The following is a 25,966-nucleotide window of genomic DNA, read 5'->3' as shown; positions in this document are numbered from 1 at the left end:
CGAGGCTTTTTAAGCCTTATTGGTTTTTTCGTTATTAATCTTTCAGGATTGAAAGTCAGGCTCGATTGCTAAGGATTAAATAATCCGCCAACGCTGATATTCGTTACATCGCCGGTTACTTTATCGATGACACGTACAATCAATTGCCCGCCTTCGTCGCGGACCACCACACTAAAGTCACCGCTATCAAAGGAACCCTGGCCGACATTACCTGCGCCAACATCTGAAATAAGTTGGGAAATCAAGCGGCTTTCCAGACTTTGAACTAGCCTTTCAGTGGAGGATATTGTCTCAATACCTCTCGAATTAGGGTCTGTATTGGTATCTTGCGATTGCGCTTTACCCAATAGGTAGGTACCCATAAAAGGGTCGCCACCAAAAGAGGGGTTTAGGGGACGATAAATCAACTCGCCGGCGGATGCGGTTGACGCTATCAATGTGCCCAGCGTTACGGCTAGCAGTGTGTGTCGGGCGGACCTTTTTATAGCATTCATTAACGTATCTCCTCTCTTCCCAAGTCTTTGTCGGAGGTCAGCGCCGAGGCTATTTGTTGGCGTAGCAGCGCTTCTTCGACGATTTGTACCGCTTCTCCTGCGGCGCGATCAGCTTCACTAATCCTTGGAGAAAGCTGTGTGCGAAAATACATACGGTTTCCATCCATCACCCATATTTGGCTGCCCCAGCGAGCATCGGGGCGTTCTTGTATCGTGATGGTGGCATTACCAATAATCAGGTTGTCCATGGCACGTTGACTAAACGCGCGATAAAATGTCTTACCCGCCATGGTAATGGTGCGGTCTACCATTACCCCGGTCAGTTCGCTACTAGCCCTTTTAACACTTTCCACTTCAGGGCCATCGGGACTTGATAGCTGATTAATAGAATCGATTTCCTCTTGTTCACTTGAGGGTGATACATCAATCGGTGATTGCGTCTCACTGGCCATTAATGGTGATAATAGGAATAGGAAAAGCACACAGTGTGGAGTTAAATAACGAAGAAAAGACATCACGATATAACCTCACGCCAGTGTTGTTATTAGTTTTTTAGTCCACGGGGTTTATCGATAGCCGGAAGAATAGGCCCGAGATTTTGATGGATCCAGTTCAAAGCTTGTATACGGTTATGTACATTTATTTTTCGGAATATATTATAAAGATGTGACTTAACCGTATGCTCGCTAACAAATAACCGCTCAGCAATTTGTTGATTAGAAGAACCTGCTTTTAGCAACGAAATAATTTCAATTTCACGGTTGGTTAGGCCGCAGGTTGGTCTAAACGCATTGTTTTGTGATTTGCGATAAAAAAGGATTAGCCGAGCCATTAACTCGCGCGACATCCAAAGCTCACCATCTAATAAGGCATGTACGCCTTTACAAATAATATCCAAACTCTGTTCGCGATAAAAAACACCTGTTAAATGGGCACAGGAAAGCGCTTCTAAAGCATGATTCATATTGCGGATATTAAACGCGGCAAGCGTTGCTTTTGATAATGCTTCAGGTAACTGATCTTGCCATTCGGGTAAGGCATCGATACTGATATGATCGCTATCAATAAGCAGCAGAAGCTTTTCTGATGTACCTGCAGGAAGCGAAGAATGACGTGAGTAAACACTTACTTGGTAGCCGGTATGCTTATTTAGATATTCTGCAAATAGCTGAGATTGAGGGCTTTGCTCTGTAAGGATATATACCGAGTCGGGTGACTGTTCCTTTTTCATGATAACGCCTCTGGTAAGAAGGAGTGAGCTGGCAACAAAATCAGTGTCGACTATAAGTGTGTTTTCGTAAAGTATTGTTACTAGATTATTTTAAAAATAACCTATGTCAACCAAGCTATAAATCGAATTATTTTTAATAACTTATTGTTAGTAAATATCTTTTATTAATATTTAGGATATTTTTAACTAAATTATTATGTACATTTGGTAACATTTTGTTAGATATAGAACGATTTTGTTAGGCGTACACTGACCTACTGACGTTTGGAGAAAAGTAATGGCCACGGTAAATACCCTTGTTCTAGCCAGCAGTAATGCAGGAAAACTAAAAGAATTCAATCAGTTACTTTCACCATTGGGGTTTGATGTACGCCCCCAAGCAGACTTTGGCGTACATGATGTTGAAGAAACGGGGCTGACTTTTGTCGAAAACGCACTGCTGAAAGCCCGTGAAGCGAGCCGTATCAGCGGCTTTCCGGCACTCGCCGATGATTCTGGATTAGAAGTCGATGCCCTTTCCGGCGAGCCGGGAATTTATTCCGCGCGCTATGCCGGCGAGCCTAAAAGTGACCAGCGTAATAATGAAAAGCTCTTAGCAGCATTAAGTGACTATGCTGAGGGTCAGCGTACGGGACGCTACTGGTGCGTACTGGTGTATTTGCGTCACCCGTTGGACCCGGTGCCGGTAATTGTCCAACGTAGCTGGGAAGGAGAGTTGCTTGCCCACCCTCGCGGGGAAGGCGGCTTTGGCTATGACCCGCTGTTCTGGCTTCCTGATCAGGCCATGAGTGTGGCTGAACTACCCAGCGAAATGAAAAATCGTTTGAGCCATCGAGGACGGGCGCTCACAGGGTTGGTCGATATGCTTAAGGTGGCGCATGGCTAATCCACTGCCACCGCTATCGCTCTATATCCATACGCCCTGGTGTGTGCGTAAGTGTCCGTATTGCGATTTTAACTCTCATGAGCCTAACGGTGAGTTGCCTGAAGTCGATTATTTAAAAGCGCTACTAAGCGATTTGGACGGCGATTTAGCGTTAGCCGCTGAGCGACAGATCCACACCATTTTTATCGGTGGCGGTACGCCAAGCCTTATGTCACCTGCGTTTTATGAACGTCTTTTCAGTGAAATACGCGCGCGTCTAGCATTTGCGCCGGGTATTGAAATCACCATGGAGGCGAATCCCGGCACCACCGAGCAGACGCGCTTTATTGGCTATCGCGAGGCCGGTATTAACCGCCTCTCGCTGGGTACGCAGAGCTTTCAGCCAGCCCAGCTCAAGGCGCTGGGGCGTATTCATGGTGGCGAAGAAGCTATCAGCGCGGTAGGGCAGGCGCGCGCGGCGGGCTTTGATAATATCAATATCGATTTAATGCATGGATTGCCCGACCAGACGCCTTCCTTGGCACTTGCGGATATTGATCAGGCGCTAGACCTTTCGCCGGATCATCTCTCTTGGTATCAGCTCACGCTTGAACCCAATACGGCGTTTCATTCACAGCCCCCCGTGCTGCCTGAAGAAGAAGCACTTTGGGATATTCAGGAGCTAGGCCACCAGCGGTTAGAGCAGGCAGGTTTTGCGCGCTACGAAATTTCAGCCTATTCCCAGCCTGGAAGGCAGAGCAGGCATAATCTCAACTATTGGCAGTTTGGTGATTACCTGGGTATTGGCGCCGGTGCCCACGGCAAGCTGACAACTATCGATACAGATGGGCAGTGGCATATTGAGCGACGCTGGAAAACGCGTCAGCCCGAGGCTTATTTACGGCGGGCTAGCGATCCTCGGGGCTTTTTAGCGGGCAAACAGCCGATTACCATTGACGAGCTGCCGCTGGAATTCGCCATGAATGCGCTGCGTTTAACCGAAGGCGTTAGCATGCAAGCCTGGTCACGGCATACCGGGCAGGTCGATGCGGTGCTCCTGACACGTTTACAAAGGGCCCACAAAAAAGGACTTTTGATGGAAATGCCTGAAAAGCTGCGTGCATCGCCTCAAGGTCTATTATTCTTGAATGAGTTGCTGGAGTGTATCAGCGACGAATGACTTAAGCGCAAAGACAAACAAGGAGTGAGCGATGCGTATTTCTCGACTACTGACCCCATTGGCTGCCGCAATTTTAGTGGCGGGCTGTGCAACGTCTAATCCTTACGGTGGCCAGACACAACGTTCTTCTACTGGTATCGGTACCGGGATTGGCGCCGCGGTAGGCGCAGCAGCGGGCGCCCTTTCTGGCGATGGCAGCACCAGCCGCCGCGACCGTGCCTTGATTGGTGCAGCCGTTGGTGCCGCTGCGGGCGCGGGTGTAGGTGCTTATATGGACCGCCAGGAGCAGCAATTACGTCAGAATCTGCAGGGTTCGCGCATCGAAATCGACCGTCGTGGCGACGATATCGTGCTGAATATGCCCAGCAGCGTTACGTTCGGTTTTGATTCTTCTGACCTGACCAGCGATGCGCGCAGCGCACTCAATGAAGTCGCAAACGTGGTTTCTCAATACACCGATACCCGCGTGAATATTGCCGGGCATACTGATAGCACGGGCGACGCCAGTTACAATCAGCGCCTGTCTGAGCGTCGTGCTCAAGCCGTCGGCAATTACCTGAGTCAAAATGGCGTTTCGTCTTCACGTCTTAACACTATGGGATACGGGGCTAACCAGCCCGTTGCCAGCAATAATACCGATCAGGGCCGAGCGCAAAACCGTCGGGTAGAAATTACCTTGACGCCAACGGGCAACGGCCAAAGATAAGCGACCCGTGTAACCCGCGCATTGTCCTTCAAAGCCCGCTATGCTCCCATAGCGGGCTTTTTTGTTCACTTGATGTCGAGCGACCATGCTGTCTTATCAACACGCTTATCATGCCGGTAACTTTGCCGATGTACACAAGCATCTAACCCTTTACAGCGTTAATAATTATTTATTACGTAAAAAAACAGCCATTACATATGTGGATACGCACGCGGGGCGTGGACTTTATCCACTTGCCACTAAAGAGATACAGCGGCTCCAAGAGTACCGCGAGGGCATTTGGCCTTTATGGCAGAAGCGCGATCAGCTAACAGACCCTCTGTTAACGGATTGGATGAATGTATTATTGGGTGCACAGCCAGCGCCTAGCGAGCTTACCCACTATCCGGGATCGCCTTGGTGGTTTGGAGAGTCGTTACGCACTCAGGATCAACTGCGCCTTTTTGAGCTGCATCCCGGCGAGCACCAGCACTTGGCTTCCCAAGAGTTGGCCACCCAGGCGCGACGCATTTATGGCGATGGGCTTGATGGGTTAAGCACCATGCTACCGGTAGCCACGCCACGACTTTGCGTGTTGATTGACCCAAGTTTTGAGCGTAAAGCGGAGTATCAGGAAGTAGCCGATACCGTCGCTTATACGTTTGAAAAGGCGCGCCATGGCGTAGTGCTAGTCTGGTATCCGCTGCTGCCAGCGGGTCACCATCACGTACTGCTAGACGCGCTAAAGACGAGCGGCGTGCGTAAGATATGGCGTAGCGAGCTTTTACTGCGTGAGCTGGGCGAACAGACCCATGGTATGTACGGCAGCGGTATGCTGGTGATTAACCCGCCCTGGGGGCTGGATGAGCGCCTGGAGGCAGCAATGGCCCAGCTTACTCCCTACCTTGGGGATGAAAGCCGCTATGAAGCACAGTGGTGGGTCGAGGAGTAGCTAGGGTTATATAACTTCCAGCGTAGTTTTGACCCGGTCCAGCACCACGGTGGTTTTAAACCATTTGACGTTGGGGTTGTTGTGAAACAGGGTGTCGCAGAGCTCCTGAAACCGGCTCATGCTGGGCACCAGTAATACCAGCATGAAGTCCGCCTCACCGGTAACGTAGTAACACTGCTGAATCTCAGGCCCGGAAAATTGGGCCTTGAGCAGCGCCAAGTCAGCAGCATGCGTTTTAACCGCCTGTATTTCGACCAGTAAGGTAATGACCTGGCCCAACCTATCGGGGTCAAGCACCGCCACGCTCGCCTGGATAAAGCCACCGTTTTTTAGCTTTTGTATACGTCGCTGGACGGAAGCCGTGGAGAGATGGACGGTTTCAGCCAGCTCGCGAAGCGGCGTCTGGCAATCCTTCTGTAAAAGTTCTAGCAGGGTTCGGTCAAAGTCATCAAGCATAATAAAGCCAGCCAAGTGAGAAATTTTCTCGCTGACAGTAGGTAATACAAGCGCCTTTATCAAGTATGTTGCAATAAAATAACGCCAAATTTAACTAACCAGAAATGGCTTATGCACGCTAACCCCAATACGCCGCTGGGTGTCACGCTGAATGTGATAGCCTCGGCCTTGTTTGCTTTACTGTTTGCCTATACCGCTCTGCTTCCTTCCATGGAGGGGGGCGAACTGTACGGATGGCGTATTCTGCTGACATTTCCCTGCTTGAGCCTGTTTATTCTATGGCGGGGCTATGGAACGCAAATAGTCGCCATTGGCCGGCGCCTGCTCACAGAGCGTTACTTCTGGGCTACACGACTGATATCAGCGTTTATGCTGGGCATTCAGCTGTGGCTATTCATGTGGGCACCGGGTAATGGCCACGGCCTCGCGGTATCGCTGGGCTACTTCATGATGCCGATTGCCATGGTGATTATTGGACGTATCGCGTTCGGCGACCGTCTGTCAGGCTTTCAGAAGATTGCTTGTTTGCTGGCGGTGGCGGGCATCGCTAATCAGTTAGTCATATCACAAACGCTGGCCTGGACTACCCTGGCGGTGTGTTTAGGCTATCCGGGCTACTTCTGGCTTAGGCGTAAAACCGATACCAATCATATTGGCGGGCTCTGGTGGGATATGCTGCTCAGCCTGCCGGTATGTGTTTACTTTATTCTTGATGGCGGCCACATAGCGGCGACGCCCGCGTTTAGTATCGAAGCGTTGGGGTTGGTAGCTGGGCTGGGTTTGCTCAGTGCGCTCGCTCTGGGTTTTCAGGCGCTTTCTGCTCCGCTGCTCAATCTGAGCCTGTTTGGCCTTTTGGTGTATGTTGAACCCATACTGCTGTTGGGCGTGGCGCTGCTTTTAGGCGAGGTGATTGTTCCTCACGAGTGGCCAACGTATATCGCGATTTGGTTAGCCGTGATGGTACTTGCACTAGGAGGTTGGCAGCATTTCAAAAAATCGAGGGCGATATTACCCACCGTTTAAACAAGCGTGCCCAGCAATAAATTGTTAATCACTAGCAATATCAAGTGGCTACTCTGCATTAAAGTCGTTCATGCATACTCAAGAAATGATCATTTTAATGCGTCTTGAGGATGGGGGAGGATAGGGCGATACACGATACGTCCAATCTACCGGTGGAGATGCTAAATGAGCCTTAACCCTACCCCTTTTTCCGCCGATGTGGTCGGCAGTCTTCTGCGACCCACCGCTATTAAAAATGCTCGCCAGGCGCATCAAGCCGGTGAACTGGATGCCCGTGATCTGCGTCGCGTCGAGGATGAGGCCATTGCGCATGCGGTGAAAAGCCAGTGCCAGTGTGGCTTGAAAGTGGTGACCGATGGTGAGTTTCGTCGCGCCTGGTGGCATTTCGATTTTTTTGAAGGTCTTGAAGGTCTTGAAGGCATTGAAGGCTACGATGCCGAGCAGGGTATCCAATTTGCCGGTGTGCAGACCAAGTCGCGCAACGTGCGCGTGACGAGCAAATTGGAATTTGGTCGTCATCCAATGCTTGAAGACTTTACATTTCTTGCCAGCATTGCTGAGGGCACGGTGCCCAAGATGACCATTCCGAGCCCCAGCGTACTGCATTTTCGGGGTGGACGTGGCGTGGTCAGTGAAGAGGCTTATCCGAATATCGACGACTTCTTCATCGACTTGGCGAACCTCTATAAAGATGCGATCAGCGCGTTTTATGCCGCTGGCTGTCGCTACCTTCAGCTTGACGATACCGTCTGGGCGTACCTGTGCTCGCAAGAGCAGCGCGCCTTGGTGATCGAGCGCGGAGAGGATCCGGACCATCTGGCCCAAGTGTATGCCGAGGTTATCAACCAAGCGCTTGAGGACAAGCCGCATGATCTGGTGGTGGGCATGCACGTGTGCCGCGGCAACTTCCGCTCTACCTGGATATCCGAAGGCGGCTACGAGCCGGTTGCCGAGCTGCTGTTTGGCTCGGTCAATATTGACGCTTTCTTCCTGGAGTACGACTCCGACCGCGCCGGTGACTTCGAACCCCTGCGTTTCATCAAGCCTGGCCATCAGAAAGTGGTGCTGGGGCTCGTTACTACCAAAACCGGCGAACTCGAAGACCCGGAAACGATCAAGGCGCGCATTCATGAAGCGGCGCGTTTCGTACCGCTCGAGCAGCTTTGTCTGAGCACCCAGTGTGGTTTCGCCTCCACGGAAGAGGGCAACACGATCACCGAGGCCGAGCAGCAGGCCAAGCTTGCGCTGGTCGTGCAGGTCGCCCGAGAGGTCTGGGGCGAGTAGCGCCGAACACGTTCACATTCGCACCTTTCAAACCCCGCCGGCGCCGATGCGTTGGCGGGGTTTTTTTGATTTAAATGGCGTGAAAGTATTTACCTACCTACCTACCTACCTACCTATCGGTAGGTAGTATATTGCGCAGCTCCTTTCATCAGCGCTTTATGAGGTGTGTGCAAATGGCACGTTCAAAGGCGACCCAGCGTATCGTCGAGGCGGCGGTGACGCACTTTGCCGCGGCGAGTTACGACGGCGCCTCGCTATCCGCTATCGCCGAGGCAGTGGGAATCCGCAAGGCGTCGCTCTACGCTCACTTTGCGTCCAAGGAGGCGCTCTTCATGGCGGCCTTCGAGGAGGCTCTCACCAAAGAGCGCGCCTTCGCCGACGACTGCTTTGCCGACGAAGGCAGCGAGGCGCTCCCCGGCTCTCACTACTGCCAGGCGCTGGTGCGCCGCTTCGGTGAGGTCGCGCATCTGCGCTTTTTCCTGCGCGCAAGCTACATATCGCCGGTCACGCTCACCGAGCCGGTCGATGCACTGCACGAAACGTATCTTGCGCAGTTGAAGGCCCATTTTCTGGACAAGCTGTCGCGCTGGGAAAAGGCGACCATCACGCCGACATCGACCCAGGTATCGCGATTTGGCGAAGCCTACCTCGGCATCGTCGACAGCCTCCAGGTTAAATTGATCTACACCACTGCCGAGCTCGGCGAACGCCGCTTGGCGGCGCTTTTGAGCGTGTTCGAAGACTCACTGATCCACCATCTCGATACGGATAAAACGTCATGACCCAGCAAGCGACACATCGCATCCAGTCCATCGGGACCGGGCTTCTCATTTTACTGGCGCTGATCACCGCGCTGGACGCCATGGCCATCGACATGTACCTGCCGGGCATGCCGAACATTGCCGAGGATCTCGGGGTGTCTGCCGGCCATATTCAGCAGACCCTGGCGGTCTTTCTAATCGGACTGGCAGTCGGGCAGGCCATCTACGGACCGCTGCTGGACCGCTTTGGCCGCCGCTGGCCGCTTTTGGCCGGGCTTGTGGTGTTTATCGGGGGCTCGATTCTCGCTGCCCTGGCCCACTCCTTCGAGATGCTGATGGCCGCCCGCTTTCTGCAGGCGCTCGGCGCATCGGCGGGGCTGGTGGCGCCGCGCGCGATCATCGACGACGTCTACGAGCTCAAAGAATCGGCGCAGAAGCTCTCCATTCTCATGCAGGTGATGATGGTGGCCCCGATCGTGGCCCCGGTACTGGGCGGACTGGTGCTGCTCTATGCCGAGTGGCACATGATCTTCTGGGTCATGGCGGCGCTGGCCCTGATCACGCTGGTGTGGGGGCTCGTCAGCGTGCCGGATACACTGGCAACTGAGCAGCGCGTGGCACTCAGCGGGGCGAGCATCGTGAAAGGCTACGCGCGGCTTTTTGTACAGCCGGTGTTCATGCTCTACAGCGTGGCAAGCGGGTTGGTGCTTGGGGCGTTTTTCTCTTATATCAGCGGCTCGTCGTTCGTGTTCATGGAGCACTTCGGACTGAATTCGACCCAGTACAGCCAGCTCTTCGCCGCCAACTCCGTGGGTCTGGTGGTCGGCGGGGCGGTTAGCAACGCGCTCATCAAGCGCGAGTGGTCGACGTTTCGCGTCATGATGGCGGGTACGGCGATTTACACCCTGGCCGGCGCGGCGCTCTGGTGCGTCAACGTCCTCGGCGCGCCGACGCTTCTGACCTACGGCCTCATTCTGGGGCTCGCGATCGCCTCGCTCGGCATGGTGTTCGGTAACGTGATGGCGTTGATCATGAACGCGGCGGATTCCCCCGCCGGCGTGGCTTCGGCGCTGATGGGCGTACTTCAGTACCTGCTCTCCGCCGTGGTCGGCTTTGCGGTCAGCCTGACCACCGTCAGCCCTTCTCAGCTGCCGGCCACCATCGCTGTATGTGGGGTGTTGGCGTTGGTGCTGTGCTGGATGGCAAGGCTTAAAACTCAGGGCGCTGCCTATCCGAGTGGCGCCACCGGATCGGCTTGAGCCGACCGGTGATAGCGCTTTGCGCCCATCAGGACGACCTGATGGGCGCTTTTGGTTTTACTTGCCGATACAGAAGCTGCCGAAAATCTCGCCCAGCAAATCATCAGCGCTAAAGTCGCCGGTAATTTCACCGAGTGCCTGCTGCGCGTCGCGCAGGTCTTCGGCAAGCAGTTCGCCTGCCCCGTAGCCGTCTAGCTGAGCACGCCCTGTGTCGAGCGCTGCCATTGCCCGGTCGAGGGCGTCCAGGTGGCGTCGGCGTGCGGAGAAACGTCCTTCGGTGGTGGCGGCAAAGCCCATTACGTCCTTGAGGTGGTTTTTTAAGTTATCCACACCGGCACCGGTTTTGGCCGATAGGCGTAACGTCGGTGTGGCTGTGGATAAATCAATGCTTGCTGGTTCGGCACTGGTATCGATTTTGTTACGCACCAGGGTCAGACGGCTCTGATCAGGCAGCCTTGCCACAAACTCAGGCCAGATGACCATGGGGTCCGTTGCTGCGGTAGTGGACGCATCGACCAGTAGCAGTACGCGGTCGGCTTTTTCAATTTCGGTCCAGGCGCGGGCAACGCCGATTTTTTCGACGGCATCCGGTGTATCGCGCAACCCGGCGGTATCAATGATGTGCAGCGGCATACCATCGATATGAATATATTCGCGTAGAACATCCCGCGTGGTGCCGGCAATATCGGTAACAATGGCGGTGTCTTGCTCAGTCAACGCGTTAAGCAGGCTGGATTTGCCAGCATTAGGGCGCCCGGCAATCACCACGCTCATTCCTTCGCGCAAGAGCGCGCCTTGCCCGGCTGCCTTGCGTACATCGCTGAGCGCTTGCTGGACGCCTTCCAGACGCTTGGCGACATGTCCGTCAGCCAGGAAGTCGATCTCTTCTTCAGGGAAGTCGATGGCGGCTTCTACATAGACACGCAGCTCGATAAGCTGCCCCACTAGATCGCCAACCCGCTTTGAGAACTCCCCTTGCAGCGAGCGCACAGCATTCTCTGCGGCCGAGCGTGACGTCGCGTCAATTAGATCGGCGATGGCTTCGGCCTGGGCGAGGTCGAGCTTATCGTTTAGAAAAGCGCGCTCGGAAAATTCGCCGGGCCGGGCTAACCGCGCACCCAAGGCCACACAGCGTTCTAGCAGCATGTCCATGATGATCGGGCCACCGTGCCCCTGCAGCTCCAGCACGTCTTCACCGGTAAACGAGTGCGGGCCGTTAAACAGTAGCGCGATGCCTTCGTCAATAACGCTTTCAGGGCCTTTAAATGGGCCGAAGTAAGCGTTTCGGGGCGTGGGGCAATCACCGAGTATGGCCTTGGCGATATCCCGGCAGGCAGGCCCGGAGACGCGGATAATGCCTACACCACCGCGGCCAGGCGGAGTGGCCAGCGCAGTAATCGTATCCTGGGTGTAAAGTCGTTCAACCATGGCGCGCCTCTTTAATAGATGCCTACATTGTGAATTTGTCGTCTTTAAAACGCCAGACCCCCGCACTAGGGCGGGGGTCTGTTAGCAAAGCGTTGGGGGATTACTTGGTTCGCATCCCTTTACCCACGCTTGGGTCTTTCTCGATGCTGCGCGTTATGAAGTACTGCTGCGCGACCGAAATGATGTTGTTGACTACCCAGTAAATTACCAGGCCAGCCGGGAACCACAGGAAGAAGAAGGTGAAGATAATCGGCAGCATCTTCATGATCTTCGCCTGCATCGGATCCGGCGGTGTCGGGTTCAGCATCTGCTGAACAAACATAGACGCACCCATCAAGATCGGCAGAATGAAGTACGGATCCTTAATCGACAGATCCTGAATCCAGAAGATAAACGGCGCGTGACGCAGCTCAACGGATTCCAGCAACATCCAGTAAAGCGCGATAAATACCGGCATCTGGATCACGATGGGTAAACAGCCACCTAAAGGATTGATCTTCTCCTTTTGGTAGAACTTCATCATCTCTTGAGACATTTTCTGGCGATCATCGCCATACATCTCTTTAAGACGCTGCATTTCCGGGCCCAGCTTACGCATGCGTGCCATGGACTTGTAAGCCTTGGCAGACAGCGGGAAGAGCACCAGCTTAACCACAACCGTCAGCAGAACAATCGACCAGCCCCAGTTGCCCACGATGTCGTGGATCTTGTCCAGCAGCCAGAACAGCGGGTTGGCAATAAACCACAGCCAGCCGTAGTCGACGGTTAAGCGCAGATTAGGTGCCACTTGCTCAAGATAATCCTGAACCTTAGGACCCATATACAGCGTTGCGCCGAGTGTTGCTTCGCTATTAGCCGCGACATTGCTGGTCGGGCCTGCAAAGGCAACTACATTGCGATCGCTTGAATCGGTCGTAACGTAGTAAAGGTTTTGCTGATCTTGTGCCGGTGCCCAGGCGGACACGAAGTAGTGCTGAATAATCGCGATCCAGCCGCCTTGTGCTTCACGGTTCTCAAAGTTGCGGTTTCGAATATCTTCGAAATCAACCTTTTCATACCGCGCATCAGGCGTGGAGTAGGCTGCACCAATATAGGACTTCATGCCCAAGGCAACGCCGCTTGACGGGTCCGGGCTGTTATCACGTGCCAGTTGGCCGATAAAGCGAGCGCTAACCGGCGCATCGGTATTATTGGCAACATAGTAATTGACGTTAACCGCATAATTTCCGCGTTCGAAGGTAAGCCGCTTGGTGATCTCAACGCCATTAATCTCAGCGCGTAGATCGACATTCAACTGATCTTCGTCATCGCTCATGCGATAGGCGCTGCTTTCCGGGGTAAAGGCAATACGGCTTGCCTGACCGTCCAGCTGCAAGCCTGAGCGCGCAACGTAGCTGCGCGTTGCATTGTCTGAAAGCAACACGTAGTTGCGCTCAGTATCCAACGTCATCTTGTGTTGCGGCAGTGCGGCGTACACGATATCGCCGCCATGCGGATCAATACGCACGTCGAGTACGTCGGTGGCCACTGCGATCAGGTCACGGCTGGACGTTTCGCTTTCCGCGTCGCCAGGCATGCCTTCGTCAATCGCCGTATTGGGCGCCGACGTAGATGGAACGGCTAAACCGTTTTCGTCTTCGCTATTGCTTAAGGGCGCATTGCTCGTGCTTTGTGTAATCTCAGGCGTCGAGTCGTAATCTGTCGGCCCATAATCCTGATTCCACTGAATGACCAGTAGATAGGCAAGTACTGCCAGTGGAATCAGTAATAGAAGTCTTTTTACGTCCATGAGGGTTCTGCCCGCTGGGTGATGAACATGCTAATGGCGCAGTATCATTTACTCGACCCATGACACACGAAAGCCTGCCAAGCGGCAGGCCAAGGTCGAGCGGCGAGATGCGTCGTCAAGAGTCACGTGTTACGCCATCAGACGGTGGTGCTACTGATACCGTTTGGGCGTCACGCTGAAGCCGTTTCCACATGCCATGTAACTGGCGAAAAAGCGTTTCGTTATCGATGTCCTGTACGCCGCGCTTAGCAAGTATCACGATATCCATTGAGGGTAGGTGATCCTGGCGAAGGCGGGCGGATTCTCGAACAAGACGCTTAAAGCGGTTGCGATCGACAGCACGTTTTACATTTTTTTTGCTGACCACCAGTCCGACGCGGGGGTGTCCCCGGGTACTCATGCGCGCTAACGCCATCATACCTTTGCCATGAACTTTGAGGTCGGCCTGTTCAAACACGTGACTAAAATCCCCGGCATTTAGCAGACGTAAACACCGGGGATAGCCTTGATGCGGCACACGCAATCCGAGATCAGGCGCTCAGACGCTTGCGGCCTTTGGCGCGGCGGCGTGCGAGTACGGCACGGCCGTTTTTGGTTGCCATACGAGCACGGAAGCCATGCGCGCGCTTGCGCTTGAGAACGCTGGGTTGAAAAGTGCGTTTCATAACTCGTTATTCCCACGTGGTTTAGGACGGATGTGAATCCAAAAGACCCGGTCCAGTGAGGAAACTAGCCGGGGAGTTTCAAATCAAGACCGGAAATTGTAGAGACTTCCCGCGCCGGGTGCAATTTTTCCTTGCACAAAAAGCGACAAAAAGGCAATGGGCATTTGCTCTGTGGGTTATCTTCACCCATTACCTTGGCAACTACTATTACTAGTTAAGTATTTTAAAACCTATTGTTATTAATAGTGGGGATACAATTTGTGGATAAGTGATTAATCTTTCTATTTATCATTATTTTAAAATCATAAAAACAATGTGCATAAGTATCGTATAACCGGCAAATAAGCTGTTGGCTTGGTGTGATTAAACCCTTTGGAAAACCGGAAAATCCAATCTATCCCCACGCCGTTAGGGGGGTTGTCCCGAGACCTTAAAGAAAGTTGTCCACAGGCGAAATTGAAGGCTAAACCCGTGTGGATAACCGCGCCTTTGGGCGCTACAATGGTCGGCCGTTTTCAACCGATGGTGAGATGAGTGTCACTCGCGCTTTGGCAGCAGTGCCTGGACTACCTGCAGGACGAATTGAATTCACAGCAATTCAATACCTGGATACGTCCACTCCAGGCAGAAGAAGGAGAGTCCAACGAGCTGCGCTTACTGGCGCCTAATCGCTTTGTGCGCGATTGGGTGAGTGACAAGTATGCTAAGCGGATCAGCGAGCTGATTCGTGAGCTTGCGCCCTCTAAACCGCCTAAGGTAAGCCTTACGGTGGGTAGCCGCCGCCCAGCGGCCCCGGCTCCTCAACCTCGCGATTTGGGCAACCCTGTTTCAGCGGCCACTGACCGTTCGTCGGCGCCTGCTGTACATACGCCGCCGCGCGGAGATATTGCCGATGAGCGTGAAATCGACCAGATGCGCGAACGCGAAGAAGCGCCGCGTCGGCGCAACAACGAGCGCCAGGTTCAGGTGGAGGGAAGCCTTAAGCACGGCAGTGGACTTAATCCTAATTTTACTTTTGATACCTTTGTTGAAGGTAAGTCGAACCAGCTGGCCCGAGCCGCCTCCCGACAAGTGTCGGAAAATCCGGGCGGTGCCTATAACCCACTATTTCTATACGGCGGGGTAGGCTTAGGTAAAACGCACTTGATGCATGCTGTCGGTAACGCATTAGCCGGCCGTCGGGATAATGCCCGAGTGGTTTACCTGCATTCAGAGCGTTTTGTCGCGGACATGGTTAAAGCGCTTCAGCTTAATGCGATTAACGACTTCAAGCGGTTTTACCGCAGCGTTGATGCGCTGTTAATTGACGATATTCAGTTTTTCGCTGGCAAAGAGCGCTCTCAGGAAGAGTTTTTCCACACCTTTAATGCACTATTAGAAGGTGGCCAGCAAATGATTCTTACCTCTGACCGCTATCCCAAAGAGATAAGCGGCGTGGAAGAGCGCTTGAAATCCCGGTTTGGCTGGGGGTTGACGGTGGCAATTGAGCCGCCTGAACTTGAGACCCGAGTCGCTATCTTGATGAAAAAAGCCGACCAGGCTAAGGTCGATTTACCCCATGATGCCGCTTTCTTTATTGCTCAAAAAATCCGCTCTAACGTTCGTGAGCTGGAAGGCGCGCTGAAAAAAGTCATTGCTGACTCACACTTTATGGGTAAACCGATTACCCAGGACTTTATCCGTGAGTCGTTAAAAGATTTGCTCGCGCTTCAGGATAAGCAGGTGGGTGTGGATAACATCCAGCGCACGGTAGCCGAGTACTACAAGATTAAGGTGGCGGATTTATTATCCAAGCGGCGCTCGCGTTCGGTAGCTCGCCCCCGGCAGGTAGCTATGGCGTTAGCCAAAGAGCTTACCAATCACAGTCTGCCGGAAATCGGCGATGCGTTTGGAGGCCGTGATCATACAACGGTGCTTCACGCCTGCCGCAAGGTGAAATCCTTGCAAGAGGAAAGCGCGGATATTCGCGAGGATTATAAAAATCTGCTGCGCCTATTAACCAGCTAATCAGCCTGTCGTCTGCAGGTTTTCAGGATATAAACCGGAGTGTTGATGAAATTTTCCATTTCCCGAGAGGCATTGCTGCGTCCGCTGACGCTGGTGGCAGGCGTGGTAGAACGTCGTCAAACGCTGCCTGTACTCTCTAACGTATTGATTCAGGTCGAAGGCGATCAGGTCTCCTTGACCGGTACGGATTTAGAAGTTGAGCTTATCGGGCGTACGGTAGCAAGCCAGGTAGACCAGCCTGGCGCTGCCACAGTGCCAGCTCGCAAGCTGATGGATATTTGTAAATCGCTGCCTGATCAATCAGAGATTCATCTGGCGGTAGAGGATGGCCGTGCGGTACTGCGCAGCGGTCGTTCACGTTTTACGCTCTCGACACTGCCGGTCGCCGAATTCCCCAATATTGAAGATGCCGACGGTAGCCAAGAGCTGAGCGTTCCGCGGGGCACGTTAAAACATCTTATCGAAGCCACATCGTTTGCCATGGCTCAGCAGGATGTTCGCTACTACCTCAACGGTATGCTGATTGAGATTCAGAGTAATCTATTACGTACGGTTGCAACCGATGGCCACCGCCTGGCGATGTGCTCACGCCCGGTTGAGGTTGCCGTTAGCCAGTCGCAAAAACTGATTGTACCGCGCAAGGGTATTCTTGAGCTTTCGCGCCTACTTGATGACAGTGACGAGCCGGTCAGCTTAACGCTGGGCTCAACCCATGTGCGTGCCCATACCGGTGACTTTACGTTCACCTCGAAACTGATCGACGGCAAGTTCCCCGATTACGAACGAGTTGTACCGCGCAATGGTGATAAAGTACTGATCGCCGAGCGAGCCGAGCTGCGTCAGGTGTTGTCGCGTACCGCGATTCTCTCCAATGAAAAGTATCGCGGTGTGCGTCTGTATCTTGAGGAGAACAATCTCAAGGTAATGGCCAATAACCCTGAGCAGGAAGAAGCCGAAGAGAACGTGGCGGTTGAATATAACGGCACGGCAATGGAAGTTGGCTTCAACGTAGGCTATCTAGTGGATGTACTGTCTGTATTGAGCGTAGACAGAGTCCAGGTGACGCTGGCGGATCCTAATAGCAGTGCATTGCTTGAAGAGCCGGGTGGTGGCGACGCGCTTTACGTCGTTATGCCCATGCGGCTGTAAATAACCGCCAGGCTGCCTTAATGCCGAGTAAGGTGTGTAAAGTAGCCTATGCAGGGAGAGCGGCGCTTCTGACAGCAGAAGCGCCGTTTTCACTTTTTTGCCTGGCTACTCATTGTTGTGGGACTTTAACCAGCGAGCTTGAATGAGCCTGATACAGCTTAACTTCCAGGGCCTGCGGAATTTGATCCCGCTTGAGATGCGTCCCTCATCCAGAATTAATATCATTAGCGGTCCAAACGGCAGTGGTAAAACCAGCCTATTGGAAGGCATTCATATTCTAGGTATGGGACGGTCTTTTCGTACCCGGCAGTTAAAAAATGCCATTCAGGCGGATCAGCCGCATATGACGCTCTACGGGCGCCTTCAAGGTGAGCCTGAGGTTTCGGTAGGGGTTCGTCGGTTAAGGGCTCAGAGAGAGCTTGAGCTGCGCCTAAGGGGCGATAAAGGGGTGCGTTTAGCTGAGTTAGTGGAGGCCATGCCGCTTCAGTTAATTAACCCTGATGCCTTCAGGCTGCTGGAAGGGTCGCCCGCCGGACGCAGGGAGTTTTTCGACTGGGGAGTGTTTCACGTGAAACAACACTTTCTTGAAGCGTGGAAGCGCACGCGTCGAGCAGTGAAACATCGGAACGCGCTACTCAGGCGTGGTAGAATAGATCCTCAGGAAATGACGGCTTGGGAACAGGAACTGGTGCTATGGGGCGAGGTAGTTGATAGGTTACGATTTGAGTGGTTTAGCGAGTTTCTTCCAGTCTTTGAAGAGACGCTTAATGTACTGCTTCCGTTACCTGGCTTAAAGCTTAATTACGCTCGTGGATGGGATAAGCAAAAAACGCTTGCTGAAGTGCTTCAGGATAATCGGTTAACCGACCAGCAGATGGGGTTTACCCAGCAGGGCCCTCAGCGCGCCGATTTACGTATCAGGCTTAACAAACAGCCCGCTGTAGAAGTACTTTCCAGAGGCCAGCAAAAGCTGGTGGTAAGCGCACTCAAGCTTGCCCAAGGGCGGTTTCTGGAAAGAACAGCACAGCGGCACTGCATCTATTTAATTGATGATTTGCCAGCGGAGCTGGATGAACAGCATCGACAGCGTTTCTGTCAGTTGCTTGAAGAGATGCAGTGTCAGGCTTTTATTACCAGCGTTGACCCCGCCGCATTGCAGAATATGTGGCAATTAGAAACCCCGGTTAGCATGTTTCACGTGAAACATAATGAACAGGGGCTTAGCCAGTTGCAGGGCGGGTAAACGACACGGAACGAGACAGACTTCACGACGGAGTGGTCAATGAGCGAGCAGGCTTACGATTCATCAAGCATCAAGGTGCTCAAAGGGCTGGATGCAGTACGCAAACGTCCAGGTATGTACATCGGCGATACCGATGACGGCACCGGATTGCACCATATGGTCTTCGAGTTGGTGGATAACTCCATCGACGAAGCGTTGGCAGGCCACTGTAGTGAGATTCGCGTGGTCATTCATGCCGATGAGTCGGTAACCGTTAGTGATAATGGACGCGGTATACCCACCGAACTGCATGAAGGCGAGGGGGTTTCTGCCGCTGAAGTTATCATGACCGTGCTACACGCTGGCGGCAAATTTGATGATAACTCATATAAAGTATCCGGCGGCCTTCACGGCGTAGGTGTTTCCGTCGTTAACGCGCTGTCTGAAGAGCTGCGCCTGACGATTTGGCGCCAGGGCGAAGTATTTGAGCAGATTTATCACCACGGCGTGCCTCAGGCACCGCTTAGCGTCGTAGGTAAAACGGAAAAAACCGGCTCACGTGTTCATTTCCGTCCTTCGCCTAACACCTTTGCCAATATCGAATTCCATTACGATATTCTGGCTAAACGTCTGCGCGAGCTGTCGTTTTTGAATTCCGGCGTCGCTATCCGCTTGCTGGATGACCGCAGCGGAAAAGAAGAGCTGTTTCATTATGAAGGCGGCTTGAAAGCATTTGTTGATCACCTGAATTCTAACAAGACGGTGCTGAATCCTGTTTTCCATTTCAACGCCTCGCGAGAAGATGGCGTAGAAGTAGAAGTGGCCATGCAGTGGAGCGACGTCTTCACCGAAAGCATTTTCTGCTATACCAATAATATTCCTCAGCGGGATGGCGGTACTCACTTGGCCGGCTTCCGGGCGGCACTGACGCGTACGATGAATAACTACATCGAAGCGGAAGGCCTGCTCAAAAAAGCCAAGGTTAATACTGCAGGCGACGATGCACGTGAAGGCCTGACGGCAATTATTTCGGTTAAAGTGCCGGATCCGAAATTCTCTTCGCAGACCAAAGACAAGCTGGTCTCCAGTGAAGTGAAAACGGCGGTTGAGCAGGAAATGGGTCGCCTGTTTTCTGAGTACCTGATCGAGAAGCCCAGCGAAGCCAAAGCCATCGTTAATAAAATGCTGGATGCGGCGCGTGCGCGTGAAGCAGCGCGTAAAGCGCGGGATATGACGCGGCGTAAAGGCGCGTTGGATATCGCAGGGCTGCCGGGTAAGCTTGCCGATTGCCAGGAAAAAGATCCCAGTCAATCTGAGCTTTACCTGGTGGAGGGTGACTCGGCCGGCGGCAGTGCCAAGCAAGGCCGCGATCGGCGTACGCAGGCCATTTTGCCGCTGAAAGGTAAAATTCTTAACGTCGAGAAAGCACGCTTTGACAAGATGCTTTCATCTGCAGAGGTAGGCACGCTAATCACAGCCTTAGGTTGTGGCATCGGTCGAGAAGAATTTAACCCAGACAAACTGCGTTACCACTCTGTCATCATCATGACCGATGCGGATGTGGATGGTTCGCACATCCGTACGCTGCTGCTGACGTTCTTCTTCCGTCAGATGCCGGAGCTGATTGAGCGTGGCCACATCTTTATTGCTCAGCCGCCGCTTTACAAGATCAAGCGGGGTAAGCAAGAGCTTTACTTGAAAGATGAGCAGGCCATGATTGATTACCTGACCACCACAGCATTGGATGGCGCAGGTCTGTACGTCAACGCCGAGGCACCGGGAATCGCCGGGTCGCAGCTGGAAACGCTGGTTAATCAATACCGCAATGTTATGAAGCGGATTGATCGCTTGGCGCGGGTATATCCGATCGAAGTGCTAAAACAGATTATCCATGCCACCGGCTTACAGGGTGAAACAAGCCTGAAAGACCACGTGACGATGGAAAACTGGATTGCCGAGCTGCAGAAAACCATGGATGACATGGTGGCCTATGAAGGTGGCCCGCGCTATACCTTCTACCTGAAACAGGATGAAGAGCGCGGCTTACTGCTACCCACTGTATCATTGGTTGCCCACGGCGTAACGACCGAGTACGACTGGGGCCTAGATTTCTTTGAGAGCGCCGATTATCGGGCGATTTCAGCGCTGGGCGACACGCTTGACGGGTTGCTTGAAGAGGGCGCGTTTATTTCGCGTGGCGAGCGCCAGAAGCCGGTTGCGCATTTCTCCGAAGTGCTTGAATGGCTAATGCAGGAAGGCCAGCGTGGCTTGTCAGTACAGCGCTACAAAGGGCTAGGGGAAATGAACCCCGACCAGCTGTGGGAAACCACCATGGATCCAGATAGCCGCCGCATGCTACGCGTTACGATTGAAGATGCTGTCGCGGCCGATAAGATGTTTAATACATTGATGGGCGATGACGTAGAGCCACGCCGTGACTTTATCGAGACTAACGCGCTGGTTGCTAACCTTGACGTATAAGTCACGGTGCTGGAAATAGGATGTGGGCCTCGGTTTAAATGTTTCACGTGAAACATGCTTTTAACTTGCAGGCCTTTATCTGCGGATTGTATGACAGTACGAAAAAGTTAGCGCAGTACTGAAAATATAGCTAAAAATGAAAATGCCGCCGGTTTTAAACCTGCGGCATTTTTTTATGAAAAAATTTTTATAGTATAAATAGAAGCTTTATAAAAACAGGTTGGGGATAAGTAAGCTGCTGATAACTAGGCTGTTGATAAAATGATTACTTCTGCAGCGGAGAATGGTTAACTAAAAGCCAATCGACAAACTCTGCAAGATCAGCATGAATTCGTGCGCCTTCCAGGCCAATCGCCTTGGCTAACGTTTTCTCACCCTTACCCGTTTTTACCAATACCGGCCGACAGCCGCATGCCTTGCCCGCCTGTAAATCACGCAGGCTATCACCCACCATCCAGCTACCCGCCAAGCTTTGAAGATCAAGTTCGCGCTGAATATCATGCAGTAAGCCGGGCAGGGGTTTGCGGCATTGGCAGTCATCCTCGGGCCCGTGTGGGCAGTAAGCAATATGCGCAATGTGTCCACCGGCGGCTTCGACGAGCTGATTCAACCGAGCATGCATTGCCGAGAGCACGCTTTCATCATAGTAGCCTCGGGCAATACCAGATTGATTGGTTGCCACCGCCACAGTAAATCCAGCTTGGGACAGTTTGCCGATAGCGCTGATCGCTGAAGGGTAGGGCAGCCACTCTTCAAGCGACTTAATATACGCATCTGAATCCTGATTGATGACGCCATCGCGATCAAGAATAACCAGCTGCCGAGGGGAAGTAGGCATTATGTTTCCAACTAGAGACGCTGATTAAGCACCGCCAGCGCCTGCAAAGTAGCGCTAATTTTACGCCCATCGCTACCCAGGTACTTAAAGGGGATTTTTTGCAGACGAAGAAGTCTAGACAGCGTGTTTTTAAACTGGTCTTGGACTTCCTGGCGGGCGTTATGTAACCCATCAATTAATGCAGGCGACAAGCGTTCAACCTGCATTGGCGATTTGTGTAGTTTGCCATACAGAGAAAAAATAAAGCAAAACCAATCACGCACCATACAGTTGACTGGACTATGTACCTTCCAGGGGTCAGTCTCAAAGTCGATAAAAACCGTCTTATCCTGGGTAACCAAAATATTGCGGGCAAATGCTTCGCTAAGATAACAGCCACGCGCATGCACGGCGTTCAACGCCTGAATGCTTTGCGTAAGTGTACTGTCGACTTCATCGACACTGCGTGCTTTTTTAAGCTTATCGAGCAGTGTTATGGCAGGCTGATCTGAAGACCCAGCATCCGCCAACAGAAGGGCGCGAGGGTGCTCTGCCAGTATCGTGGGAACCGCAATACCTGCGCTACTTAACGTTTTGATCCGCGCCGACTCCACCAGAATGCTTTGCTCGCCACCTAAATTAGGCACTGGTTTTAACACGTCAATATTACACCAGGCAGCCAACAGCTTTAGCGGCGCATAAGCAAGCTTCGAATTACGCTTGGCGGCACGTTTTAGCCATACTTTTTGGCCGTTAAGCGTATGGGACGCCATGTTCGCTTGCTGCTGGGGAAGCGAGTCCAATAAAAAGAGATCGTACACAGGGCATCTCCAAGGAGCTTAGGCTCCAGCCTTACTAGGCTTATCTACTAAGCAAAAAGACGACTTTAATATATTAAGTATTTTATTTTACCAAAAATCGATTATTTTTCACGATGTTTCACGTGAAACAAAGTGAGGCAATACGATAGATTTTTCGAAAATACAGTCAGCCCACTCAGCGGTGACTGTCTATGTGAATAGCCATCCTGCTAGTTTCACGCTGATGCAGGTGTGCTTACAGCGAAATCAATGCCACCGCTATAAACGCTGACAAGATAAATAGAGAGGTAAATAAGAAATGCCTTTTACCGGCGGCTTAAAGCCACCGGCAAAAGGTAGAAGGGAAGGAGATTATTGAGGGAGTAAGGAGATATCAGCAACGGCCAGGAAGAGCGCTTGAAGGCTAGCCAGGAGTGCTAAACGATTGTTGCGCACGGCCTCATCGTCTGCCATGACCATTACCTGATCAAAGAAGGCATCTACAGGCTCACGTAGGGTTGCTAGAACGTCCAGCGCCTGCTGGTAATCGCCTGTACCAAACAGTGGTGCTACCTGCTCCTGACGGCTGGTAACGGCTTTAAACAGCACCTGCTCGGCGTCTTCCTGCAGAAGTCTTGCATCAACCTCTAAGCTGCCGTTGTGTTCCTGTTTACTCAAAATATTAGACACACGCTTATTGGCGGCGGCTAATGCAGCGGCCTCATCACGCTGAGCGAAGGCTTTCACGGCACGCAGGCGGCGGGCGAAGTCGAGCGGGTTGGTAACCGGGCGCGCACGTACGGCCAGATACATCTCTGCGCTAATGCCTTCTTCCTGCCCCCAGGCGCGGAAGCGGTCAAGCATGTAGGTCAGCACGTCATCAACCAGGCCTTCAGCCTTGGGCAGGGCCTGGTGCTGCTGAACAGCCGCGTCTAACAGCTCACGCAGATCAAGAGCCAGTTCGCCTTTAATCAGAATATTGAGTACGCCAATGGCGGCGCGACGCAGTGCGAAGGGGTCTTTGGCACCGGTTGGGCGCTGGCCAATACCGAAGATGCCCACCAGCGTATCTAGGCGGTCCGCCAGCGCCAGCGTCTGCCCGGTAAGGCTTTGCGGGATGGCGTCGGTGGCAAAGCGCGGCAGGTATTGCTCTTCAATGGCTTGAGCGACTTCGGCAGGCTCACCGTCCTGCTCGGCGTAGTAGCGACCCATAATGCCCTGCAGCTCAGGAAATTCGAGCACCATCTCAGTGACCAGGTCACACTTGGCAAGCGCCACAGCACGCTGAGCGTTAGCCACATCGCCATTAATCTTTTGTGCGATAAAGGTAGCAATCGCGGTGGTGCGGCGCGCCTTGTCGGCCAGAGTGCCTAACTGCTGCTGGAACACTACGCTTTCAAGCTGTGGAATACGCGAGGCAAGGCTCTGTTTGCGATCGGTATCGTAGAAGAAGGCGGCGTCGGCCAAGCGTGGGCGAATGACTTTCTCGTTACCCGAAATCACCTGCTGCGGGTCGGCACTATCAATGTTGGAGATAGTGATAAACAGCGGCTTGAGCTTGCCCTGATCATCCAGCAGGTGGAAGTACTTCTGGTTGGCCTTCATGGAGGAGATCAGACACTCCGCCGGCACGTCCAAAAAGCGCTCATCAAAGCTACCGGTAAGCGCTACCGGCCACTCCACCAAGCCGCTGACTTCAATCAGCAGGGCTTCGTCGATTACCGCATTGGCTTCCTGCACTTCGGCTTCGGACAGCACCTGTTCACGAATACGCTCACGACGCTGCTCACGATCTGCCAGTACATAGGCATTCTCTAGCGTGGCAAGGTACTCATCGGCATGCTTGAGCTGAATCGCGTTCGGGGCATGGAAGCGGTGACCGTAAGTCGTGCAGCTCGCCTGAAGGCCTAACGCTTCGGCGGCGATGACGTCGCTGCCATACAGGGCAACCAGCCAATGCACCGGGCGGGAGAACTCAATACGAGACGCACCCCAACGCATGTTTTTGGGCACCGGCAGGCCCTGAATGGCTTTACGCAGAATTTCGGGTAAAAGCGTCTGAATGCTTTCGCCTTGCTGCTGTTCACGGAAGCCAAGCCAGGTGCCCTTGTCGGTTTCCAGATGGATCAGTTCGTCCACGCTAACGCCACATGAGCGCGCGAAACCTTCGGCGGCTTTGGTAGGTACGCCGTCTTTAACGGCGGCAGCCAGTGCCGGGCCACGGCGCTCTACTTCACGATCGGGCTGCTTGTCGGCAAGCTCGCTGACCTGTACCGCTAGGCGGCGGGGGGTCGCGTAGGCTTTGACACTCTGGAAAGGTATCTCAGCTTCCTTAAGGCCTTTTTCAATCCCTGCGGCAAACGCATCGGAGAGCGCATCCAGTGCCGTCGGCGGTAACTCCTCGGCACCTAGTTCTAATAAAAGCGTATCAACAGCCATTTATACGTCTCCCTGGTCGGCGAGTAGTTCGCGGCGAAGAGCCTCCGGGGCCATGGGGAAGCCTTCGGCTTTGCGCGACTCAAAGTAAGCAGCGGCGACGTCTCGCGCCATGGTGCGCACGCGTAGAATAAAACGCTGGCGTTCGGTCACGGAAATCGCGTGGCGGGCGTCCAACAGGTTAAACGTATGCGAGGCCTTCAATACCTGCTCATAGGCAGGCAGCGGTAGGCGGGCGTCCAGCAGTTTGCTGCACTCACCTTCCTGATGATCGAAGGCGGCAAAAAGATGGTCCACGTCAGCGTGTTCAAAGTTGTAGGCGGACTGCTCACGCTCGTTTTGCAGATACACATCGCCGTAAGTCACTTGGCTGCCGTCTGGGGCAATGGCCCAAACAAGGTCGTAGACGCTGTCGACGTTTTGCAGGTACATGGCAATGCGCTCAAGGCCATAGGTGAGCTCGCCGGTCACGGGGTAGCATTCGATGCCGCCCGCCTGCTGGAAGTAGGTGAACTGGGTAACTTCCATGCCGTTGAGCCATACTTCCCAGCCAAGACCCCAGGCGCCCAAAGTAGGGGACTCCCAGTTATCTTCTACAAAGCGCACATCGTGGATCAGCGGGTCCAGGCCTAAGCGCTTAAGCGAGCCAAGGTACAGGTCCTGCAGGTTGCTTGGCGAGGGCTTCATTACCACCTGAAACTGATAGTAGTGCTGCAGGCGGTTGGGGTTTTCACCGTAACGGCCATCTGTCGGGCGGCGGGAAGGCTGAACATAAGCTGCATTCCAGGATTCCGGGCCAATGGCTCGCAGGAATGTGGCGGGGTGGAACGTACCCGCGCCGACTTCCATATCGAGGGGTTGGAGGATGACGCAGCCCTGTTCTGCCCAGTACTGTTGCAGAGCAAGGATCAAGCCTTGGAAGGTCGACACATCAGGCGTCGATTGGTTTGTCGAGACACTCATCGCAGAAAGCACCGTTGGC

The 25,966-nt window shown here is 53.3% G+C and carries 24 protein-coding genes; 12 read left to right on the top strand and 12 right to left on the bottom strand.

Annotated elements, in window-relative coordinates; genetic code table 11:
• Positions 1-68: 68 nt before the first annotated feature.
• Genes ACT3R7_RS02590 through ACT3R7_RS02580 form a run of 3 tightly spaced genes read right to left on the bottom strand, consistent with a single transcriptional unit; the run spans position 69 to position 1,725 of the window.
• Positions 69-494, bottom strand: coding sequence for a curli assembly protein CsgF (locus tag ACT3R7_RS02590; protein WP_192536762.1), 426 nt, complete (start codon positions 492-494; stop codon positions 69-71).
• Positions 494-1,009 carry a CsgE family curli-type amyloid fiber assembly protein gene (locus ACT3R7_RS02585; protein ID WP_192536761.1) on the bottom strand — a complete coding sequence of 172 codons (516 nt, stop codon included), beginning with the start codon at positions 1,007-1,009 and terminating at the stop codon, positions 494-496. Before ACT3R7_RS02585 ends, ACT3R7_RS02590 begins: the two co-directional genes overlap by 1 nt.
• 29 nt (positions 1,010-1,038) lie before the next feature.
• Positions 1,039-1,725, bottom strand: a complete 687-nt coding sequence (locus ACT3R7_RS02580; protein ID WP_192536760.1) for a LuxR C-terminal-related transcriptional regulator — start codon at positions 1,723-1,725, stop codon at positions 1,039-1,041.
• 277 nt (positions 1,726-2,002) lie between these two features.
• Between ACT3R7_RS02580 and rdgB the strand changes: the two genes are divergently transcribed.
• The 4 genes from rdgB to ACT3R7_RS02560 all read left to right on the top strand — a co-directional run bounded on the left by rdgB (position 2,003) and on the right by ACT3R7_RS02560 (position 5,407).
• Complete coding sequence (gene rdgB, locus ACT3R7_RS02575; protein WP_192536759.1) at positions 2,003-2,611, top strand: RdgB/HAM1 family non-canonical purine NTP pyrophosphatase; 609 nt, start codon at positions 2,003-2,005, stop codon at positions 2,609-2,611.
• Positions 2,604-3,770 carry a radical SAM family heme chaperone HemW gene (gene hemW / locus ACT3R7_RS02570; protein WP_192536758.1) on the top strand — a complete coding sequence of 389 codons (1,167 nt, stop codon included), beginning with the start codon at positions 2,604-2,606 and terminating at the stop codon, positions 3,768-3,770. The genes rdgB and hemW overlap by 8 nt, the downstream gene beginning before the upstream one ends.
• Positions 3,771-3,801: 31 nt before the next feature.
• Positions 3,802-4,476: an OmpA family protein gene (locus ACT3R7_RS02565; RefSeq protein ID WP_496198757.1), complete on the top strand. Its 675-nt coding sequence runs from the start codon at positions 3,802-3,804 to the stop codon at positions 4,474-4,476.
• Between the two features lie 85 nt (positions 4,477-4,561).
• Entirely contained in the window at positions 4,562-5,407 is an 846-nt protein-coding gene (locus ACT3R7_RS02560) for a 23S rRNA (adenine(2030)-N(6))-methyltransferase RlmJ (protein WP_496198756.1), read from the top strand.
• A 6-nt stretch (positions 5,408-5,413) separates the two neighbouring features.
• Here ACT3R7_RS02560 and ACT3R7_RS02555 read toward each other — a convergent pair whose 3' ends face one another.
• The gene (locus ACT3R7_RS02555; protein WP_496198755.1) at positions 5,414-5,863 is read right to left on the bottom strand and encodes an Lrp/AsnC family transcriptional regulator; all 450 of its coding nucleotides are present in this window, start codon (positions 5,861-5,863) and stop codon (positions 5,414-5,416) included.
• 111 nt (positions 5,864-5,974) lie between these two features.
• Between ACT3R7_RS02555 and rarD the strand changes: the two genes are divergently transcribed.
• The 4 genes from rarD (at position 5,975) to ACT3R7_RS02535 (ending at position 10,190) form a co-directional block, all read left to right on the top strand.
• Positions 5,975-6,886, top strand: a complete 912-nt coding sequence (gene rarD / locus ACT3R7_RS02550; RefSeq protein WP_496198754.1) for an EamA family transporter RarD — start codon at positions 5,975-5,977, stop codon at positions 6,884-6,886.
• Between the two features lie 165 nt (positions 6,887-7,051).
• Positions 7,052-8,170, top strand: coding sequence for a cobalamin-independent methionine synthase II family protein (locus ACT3R7_RS02545; RefSeq protein WP_496198753.1), 1,119 nt, complete (start codon positions 7,052-7,054; stop codon positions 8,168-8,170).
• Between the two features lie 173 nt (positions 8,171-8,343).
• Complete coding sequence (locus ACT3R7_RS02540; protein WP_444490967.1) at positions 8,344-8,952, top strand: TetR family transcriptional regulator; 609 nt, start codon at positions 8,344-8,346, stop codon at positions 8,950-8,952.
• The gene (locus ACT3R7_RS02535) at positions 8,949-10,190 is read left to right on the top strand and encodes a Bcr/CflA family efflux MFS transporter (RefSeq protein ID WP_444490966.1); all 1,242 of its coding nucleotides are present in this window, start codon (positions 8,949-8,951) and stop codon (positions 10,188-10,190) included. Before ACT3R7_RS02540 ends, ACT3R7_RS02535 begins: the two co-directional genes overlap by 4 nt.
• Before the next feature lie 57 nt (positions 10,191-10,247).
• Here ACT3R7_RS02535 and mnmE read toward each other — a convergent pair whose 3' ends face one another.
• From mnmE to rpmH, 4 genes are all read right to left on the bottom strand, one after another.
• Positions 10,248-11,618 carry a tRNA uridine-5-carboxymethylaminomethyl(34) synthesis GTPase MnmE gene (mnmE, locus tag ACT3R7_RS02530; protein ID WP_496198752.1) on the bottom strand — a complete coding sequence of 457 codons (1,371 nt, stop codon included), beginning with the start codon at positions 11,616-11,618 and terminating at the stop codon, positions 10,248-10,250.
• Positions 11,619-11,718: 100 nt separating this feature from the next.
• Positions 11,719-13,407, bottom strand: a complete 1,689-nt coding sequence (gene yidC, locus ACT3R7_RS02525; RefSeq protein ID WP_192536750.1) for a membrane protein insertase YidC — start codon at positions 13,405-13,407, stop codon at positions 11,719-11,721.
• A 115-nt stretch (positions 13,408-13,522) separates the two neighbouring features.
• Positions 13,523-13,924, bottom strand: coding sequence for a ribonuclease P protein component (gene rnpA, locus ACT3R7_RS02520; protein WP_192536749.1), 402 nt, complete (start codon positions 13,922-13,924; stop codon positions 13,523-13,525).
• Positions 13,925-13,937: 13 nt separating this feature from the next.
• Positions 13,938-14,072 carry a 50S ribosomal protein L34 gene (rpmH, locus tag ACT3R7_RS02515; RefSeq protein ID WP_008959105.1) on the bottom strand — a complete coding sequence of 45 codons (135 nt, stop codon included), beginning with the start codon at positions 14,070-14,072 and terminating at the stop codon, positions 13,938-13,940.
• Positions 14,073-14,606: 534 nt separating this feature from the next.
• On the opposite strand from rpmH, the gene dnaA reads away from it, so the two are divergent.
• The 4 genes from dnaA to gyrB all read left to right on the top strand — a co-directional run bounded on the left by dnaA (position 14,607) and on the right by gyrB (position 20,931).
• Positions 14,607-16,079 carry a chromosomal replication initiator protein DnaA gene (gene dnaA, locus ACT3R7_RS02510; RefSeq protein WP_018918395.1) on the top strand — a complete coding sequence of 491 codons (1,473 nt, stop codon included), beginning with the start codon at positions 14,607-14,609 and terminating at the stop codon, positions 16,077-16,079.
• Positions 16,080-16,124: 45 nt separating this feature from the next.
• On the top strand, positions 16,125-17,228 hold the full coding sequence (gene dnaN / locus ACT3R7_RS02505; RefSeq protein WP_018918394.1) for a DNA polymerase III subunit beta: 1,104 nt from the start codon (positions 16,125-16,127) through the stop codon (positions 17,226-17,228).
• 142 nt (positions 17,229-17,370) lie between these two features.
• Complete coding sequence (gene recF, locus ACT3R7_RS02500; RefSeq protein WP_417421914.1) at positions 17,371-18,471, top strand: DNA replication/repair protein RecF; 1,101 nt, start codon at positions 17,371-17,373, stop codon at positions 18,469-18,471.
• Between the two features lie 39 nt (positions 18,472-18,510).
• On the top strand, positions 18,511-20,931 hold the full coding sequence (gyrB, locus tag ACT3R7_RS02495; RefSeq protein WP_018918392.1) for a DNA topoisomerase (ATP-hydrolyzing) subunit B: 2,421 nt from the start codon (positions 18,511-18,513) through the stop codon (positions 20,929-20,931).
• A 265-nt stretch (positions 20,932-21,196) separates the two neighbouring features.
• Here the strand turns inward: gyrB and gmhB are convergent, their stop codons facing one another.
• The 4 genes from gmhB to glyQ all read right to left on the bottom strand — a co-directional run bounded on the left by gmhB (position 21,197) and on the right by glyQ (position 25,947).
• Positions 21,197-21,769 carry a D-glycero-beta-D-manno-heptose 1,7-bisphosphate 7-phosphatase gene (gmhB, locus tag ACT3R7_RS02490; RefSeq protein ID WP_496198751.1) on the bottom strand — a complete coding sequence of 191 codons (573 nt, stop codon included), beginning with the start codon at positions 21,767-21,769 and terminating at the stop codon, positions 21,197-21,199.
• A gap of 11 nt (positions 21,770-21,780) precedes the next feature.
• Positions 21,781-22,569, bottom strand: coding sequence for a hypothetical protein (locus tag ACT3R7_RS02485; RefSeq protein ID WP_496198750.1), 789 nt, complete (start codon positions 22,567-22,569; stop codon positions 21,781-21,783).
• Positions 22,570-22,920: 351 nt separating this feature from the next.
• Complete coding sequence (glyS, locus tag ACT3R7_RS02480) at positions 22,921-24,987, bottom strand: glycine--tRNA ligase subunit beta (protein ID WP_496198749.1); 2,067 nt, start codon at positions 24,985-24,987, stop codon at positions 22,921-22,923.
• A complete protein-coding gene (gene glyQ / locus ACT3R7_RS02475; RefSeq protein WP_026285791.1) occupies positions 24,988-25,947 on the bottom strand; it encodes a glycine--tRNA ligase subunit alpha in 960 nt (319 codons plus the stop codon). It abuts the gene before it with no gap.
• Positions 25,948-25,966 lie beyond the last annotated feature (19 nt).

This window comes from Halomonas sp. AOP43-A1-21, assembly GCF_052376775.1.
Lineage (GTDB): Bacteria > Pseudomonadota > Gammaproteobacteria > Pseudomonadales > Halomonadaceae > Vreelandella > Vreelandella colorata.
Note: the sequence above shows the minus strand (reverse complement) of the source record. Positions and strands in the feature narration are given on the sequence as shown.

What these genes read in the sequence shown, in the direction of transcription:
- ACT3R7_RS02590 (WP_192536762.1), bottom strand. Translation starts at nt 494, where the DNA reads ATGAATGCTATAAAAAGGTCCGCCCGACACACACTGCTAGCCGTAACG.
- ACT3R7_RS02585 (WP_192536761.1), bottom strand. Translation starts at nt 1,009, where the DNA reads ATGTCTTTTCTTCGTTATTTAACTCCACACTGTGTGCTTTTCCTATTC.
- ACT3R7_RS02580 (WP_192536760.1), bottom strand. Translation starts at nt 1,725, where the DNA reads ATGAAAAAGGAACAGTCACCCGACTCGGTATATATCCTTACAGAGCAA.
- rdgB (WP_192536759.1), top strand. Translation starts at nt 2,003, where the DNA reads ATGGCCACGGTAAATACCCTTGTTCTAGCCAGCAGTAATGCAGGAAAA.
- hemW (WP_192536758.1), top strand. Translation starts at nt 2,604, where the DNA reads ATGGCTAATCCACTGCCACCGCTATCGCTCTATATCCATACGCCCTGG.
- ACT3R7_RS02565 (WP_496198757.1), top strand. Translation starts at nt 3,802, where the DNA reads ATGCGTATTTCTCGACTACTGACCCCATTGGCTGCCGCAATTTTAGTG.
- ACT3R7_RS02560 (WP_496198756.1), top strand. Translation starts at nt 4,562, where the DNA reads ATGCTGTCTTATCAACACGCTTATCATGCCGGTAACTTTGCCGATGTA.
- ACT3R7_RS02555 (WP_496198755.1), bottom strand. Translation starts at nt 5,863, where the DNA reads ATGCTTGATGACTTTGACCGAACCCTGCTAGAACTTTTACAGAAGGAT.
- rarD (WP_496198754.1), top strand. Translation starts at nt 5,975, where the DNA reads ATGCACGCTAACCCCAATACGCCGCTGGGTGTCACGCTGAATGTGATA.
- ACT3R7_RS02545 (WP_496198753.1), top strand. Translation starts at nt 7,052, where the DNA reads ATGAGCCTTAACCCTACCCCTTTTTCCGCCGATGTGGTCGGCAGTCTT.
- ACT3R7_RS02540 (WP_444490967.1), top strand. Translation starts at nt 8,344, where the DNA reads ATGGCACGTTCAAAGGCGACCCAGCGTATCGTCGAGGCGGCGGTGACG.
- ACT3R7_RS02535 (WP_444490966.1), top strand. Translation starts at nt 8,949, where the DNA reads ATGACCCAGCAAGCGACACATCGCATCCAGTCCATCGGGACCGGGCTT.
- mnmE (WP_496198752.1), bottom strand. Translation starts at nt 11,618, where the DNA reads ATGGTTGAACGACTTTACACCCAGGATACGATTACTGCGCTGGCCACT.
- yidC (WP_192536750.1), bottom strand. Translation starts at nt 13,407, where the DNA reads ATGGACGTAAAAAGACTTCTATTACTGATTCCACTGGCAGTACTTGCC.
- rpmH (WP_008959105.1), bottom strand. Translation starts at nt 14,072, where the DNA reads ATGAAACGCACTTTTCAACCCAGCGTTCTCAAGCGCAAGCGCGCGCAT.
- dnaN (WP_018918394.1), top strand. Translation starts at nt 16,125, where the DNA reads ATGAAATTTTCCATTTCCCGAGAGGCATTGCTGCGTCCGCTGACGCTG.
- recF (WP_417421914.1), top strand. Translation starts at nt 17,371, where the DNA reads ATGAGCCTGATACAGCTTAACTTCCAGGGCCTGCGGAATTTGATCCCG.
- gyrB (WP_018918392.1), top strand. Translation starts at nt 18,511, where the DNA reads ATGAGCGAGCAGGCTTACGATTCATCAAGCATCAAGGTGCTCAAAGGG.
- gmhB (WP_496198751.1), bottom strand. Translation starts at nt 21,769, where the DNA reads ATGCCTACTTCCCCTCGGCAGCTGGTTATTCTTGATCGCGATGGCGTC.
- glyS (WP_496198749.1), bottom strand. Translation starts at nt 24,987, where the DNA reads ATGGCTGTTGATACGCTTTTATTAGAACTAGGTGCCGAGGAGTTACCG.
- glyQ (WP_026285791.1), bottom strand. Translation starts at nt 25,947, where the DNA reads ATGAGTGTCTCGACAAACCAATCGACGCCTGATGTGTCGACCTTCCAA.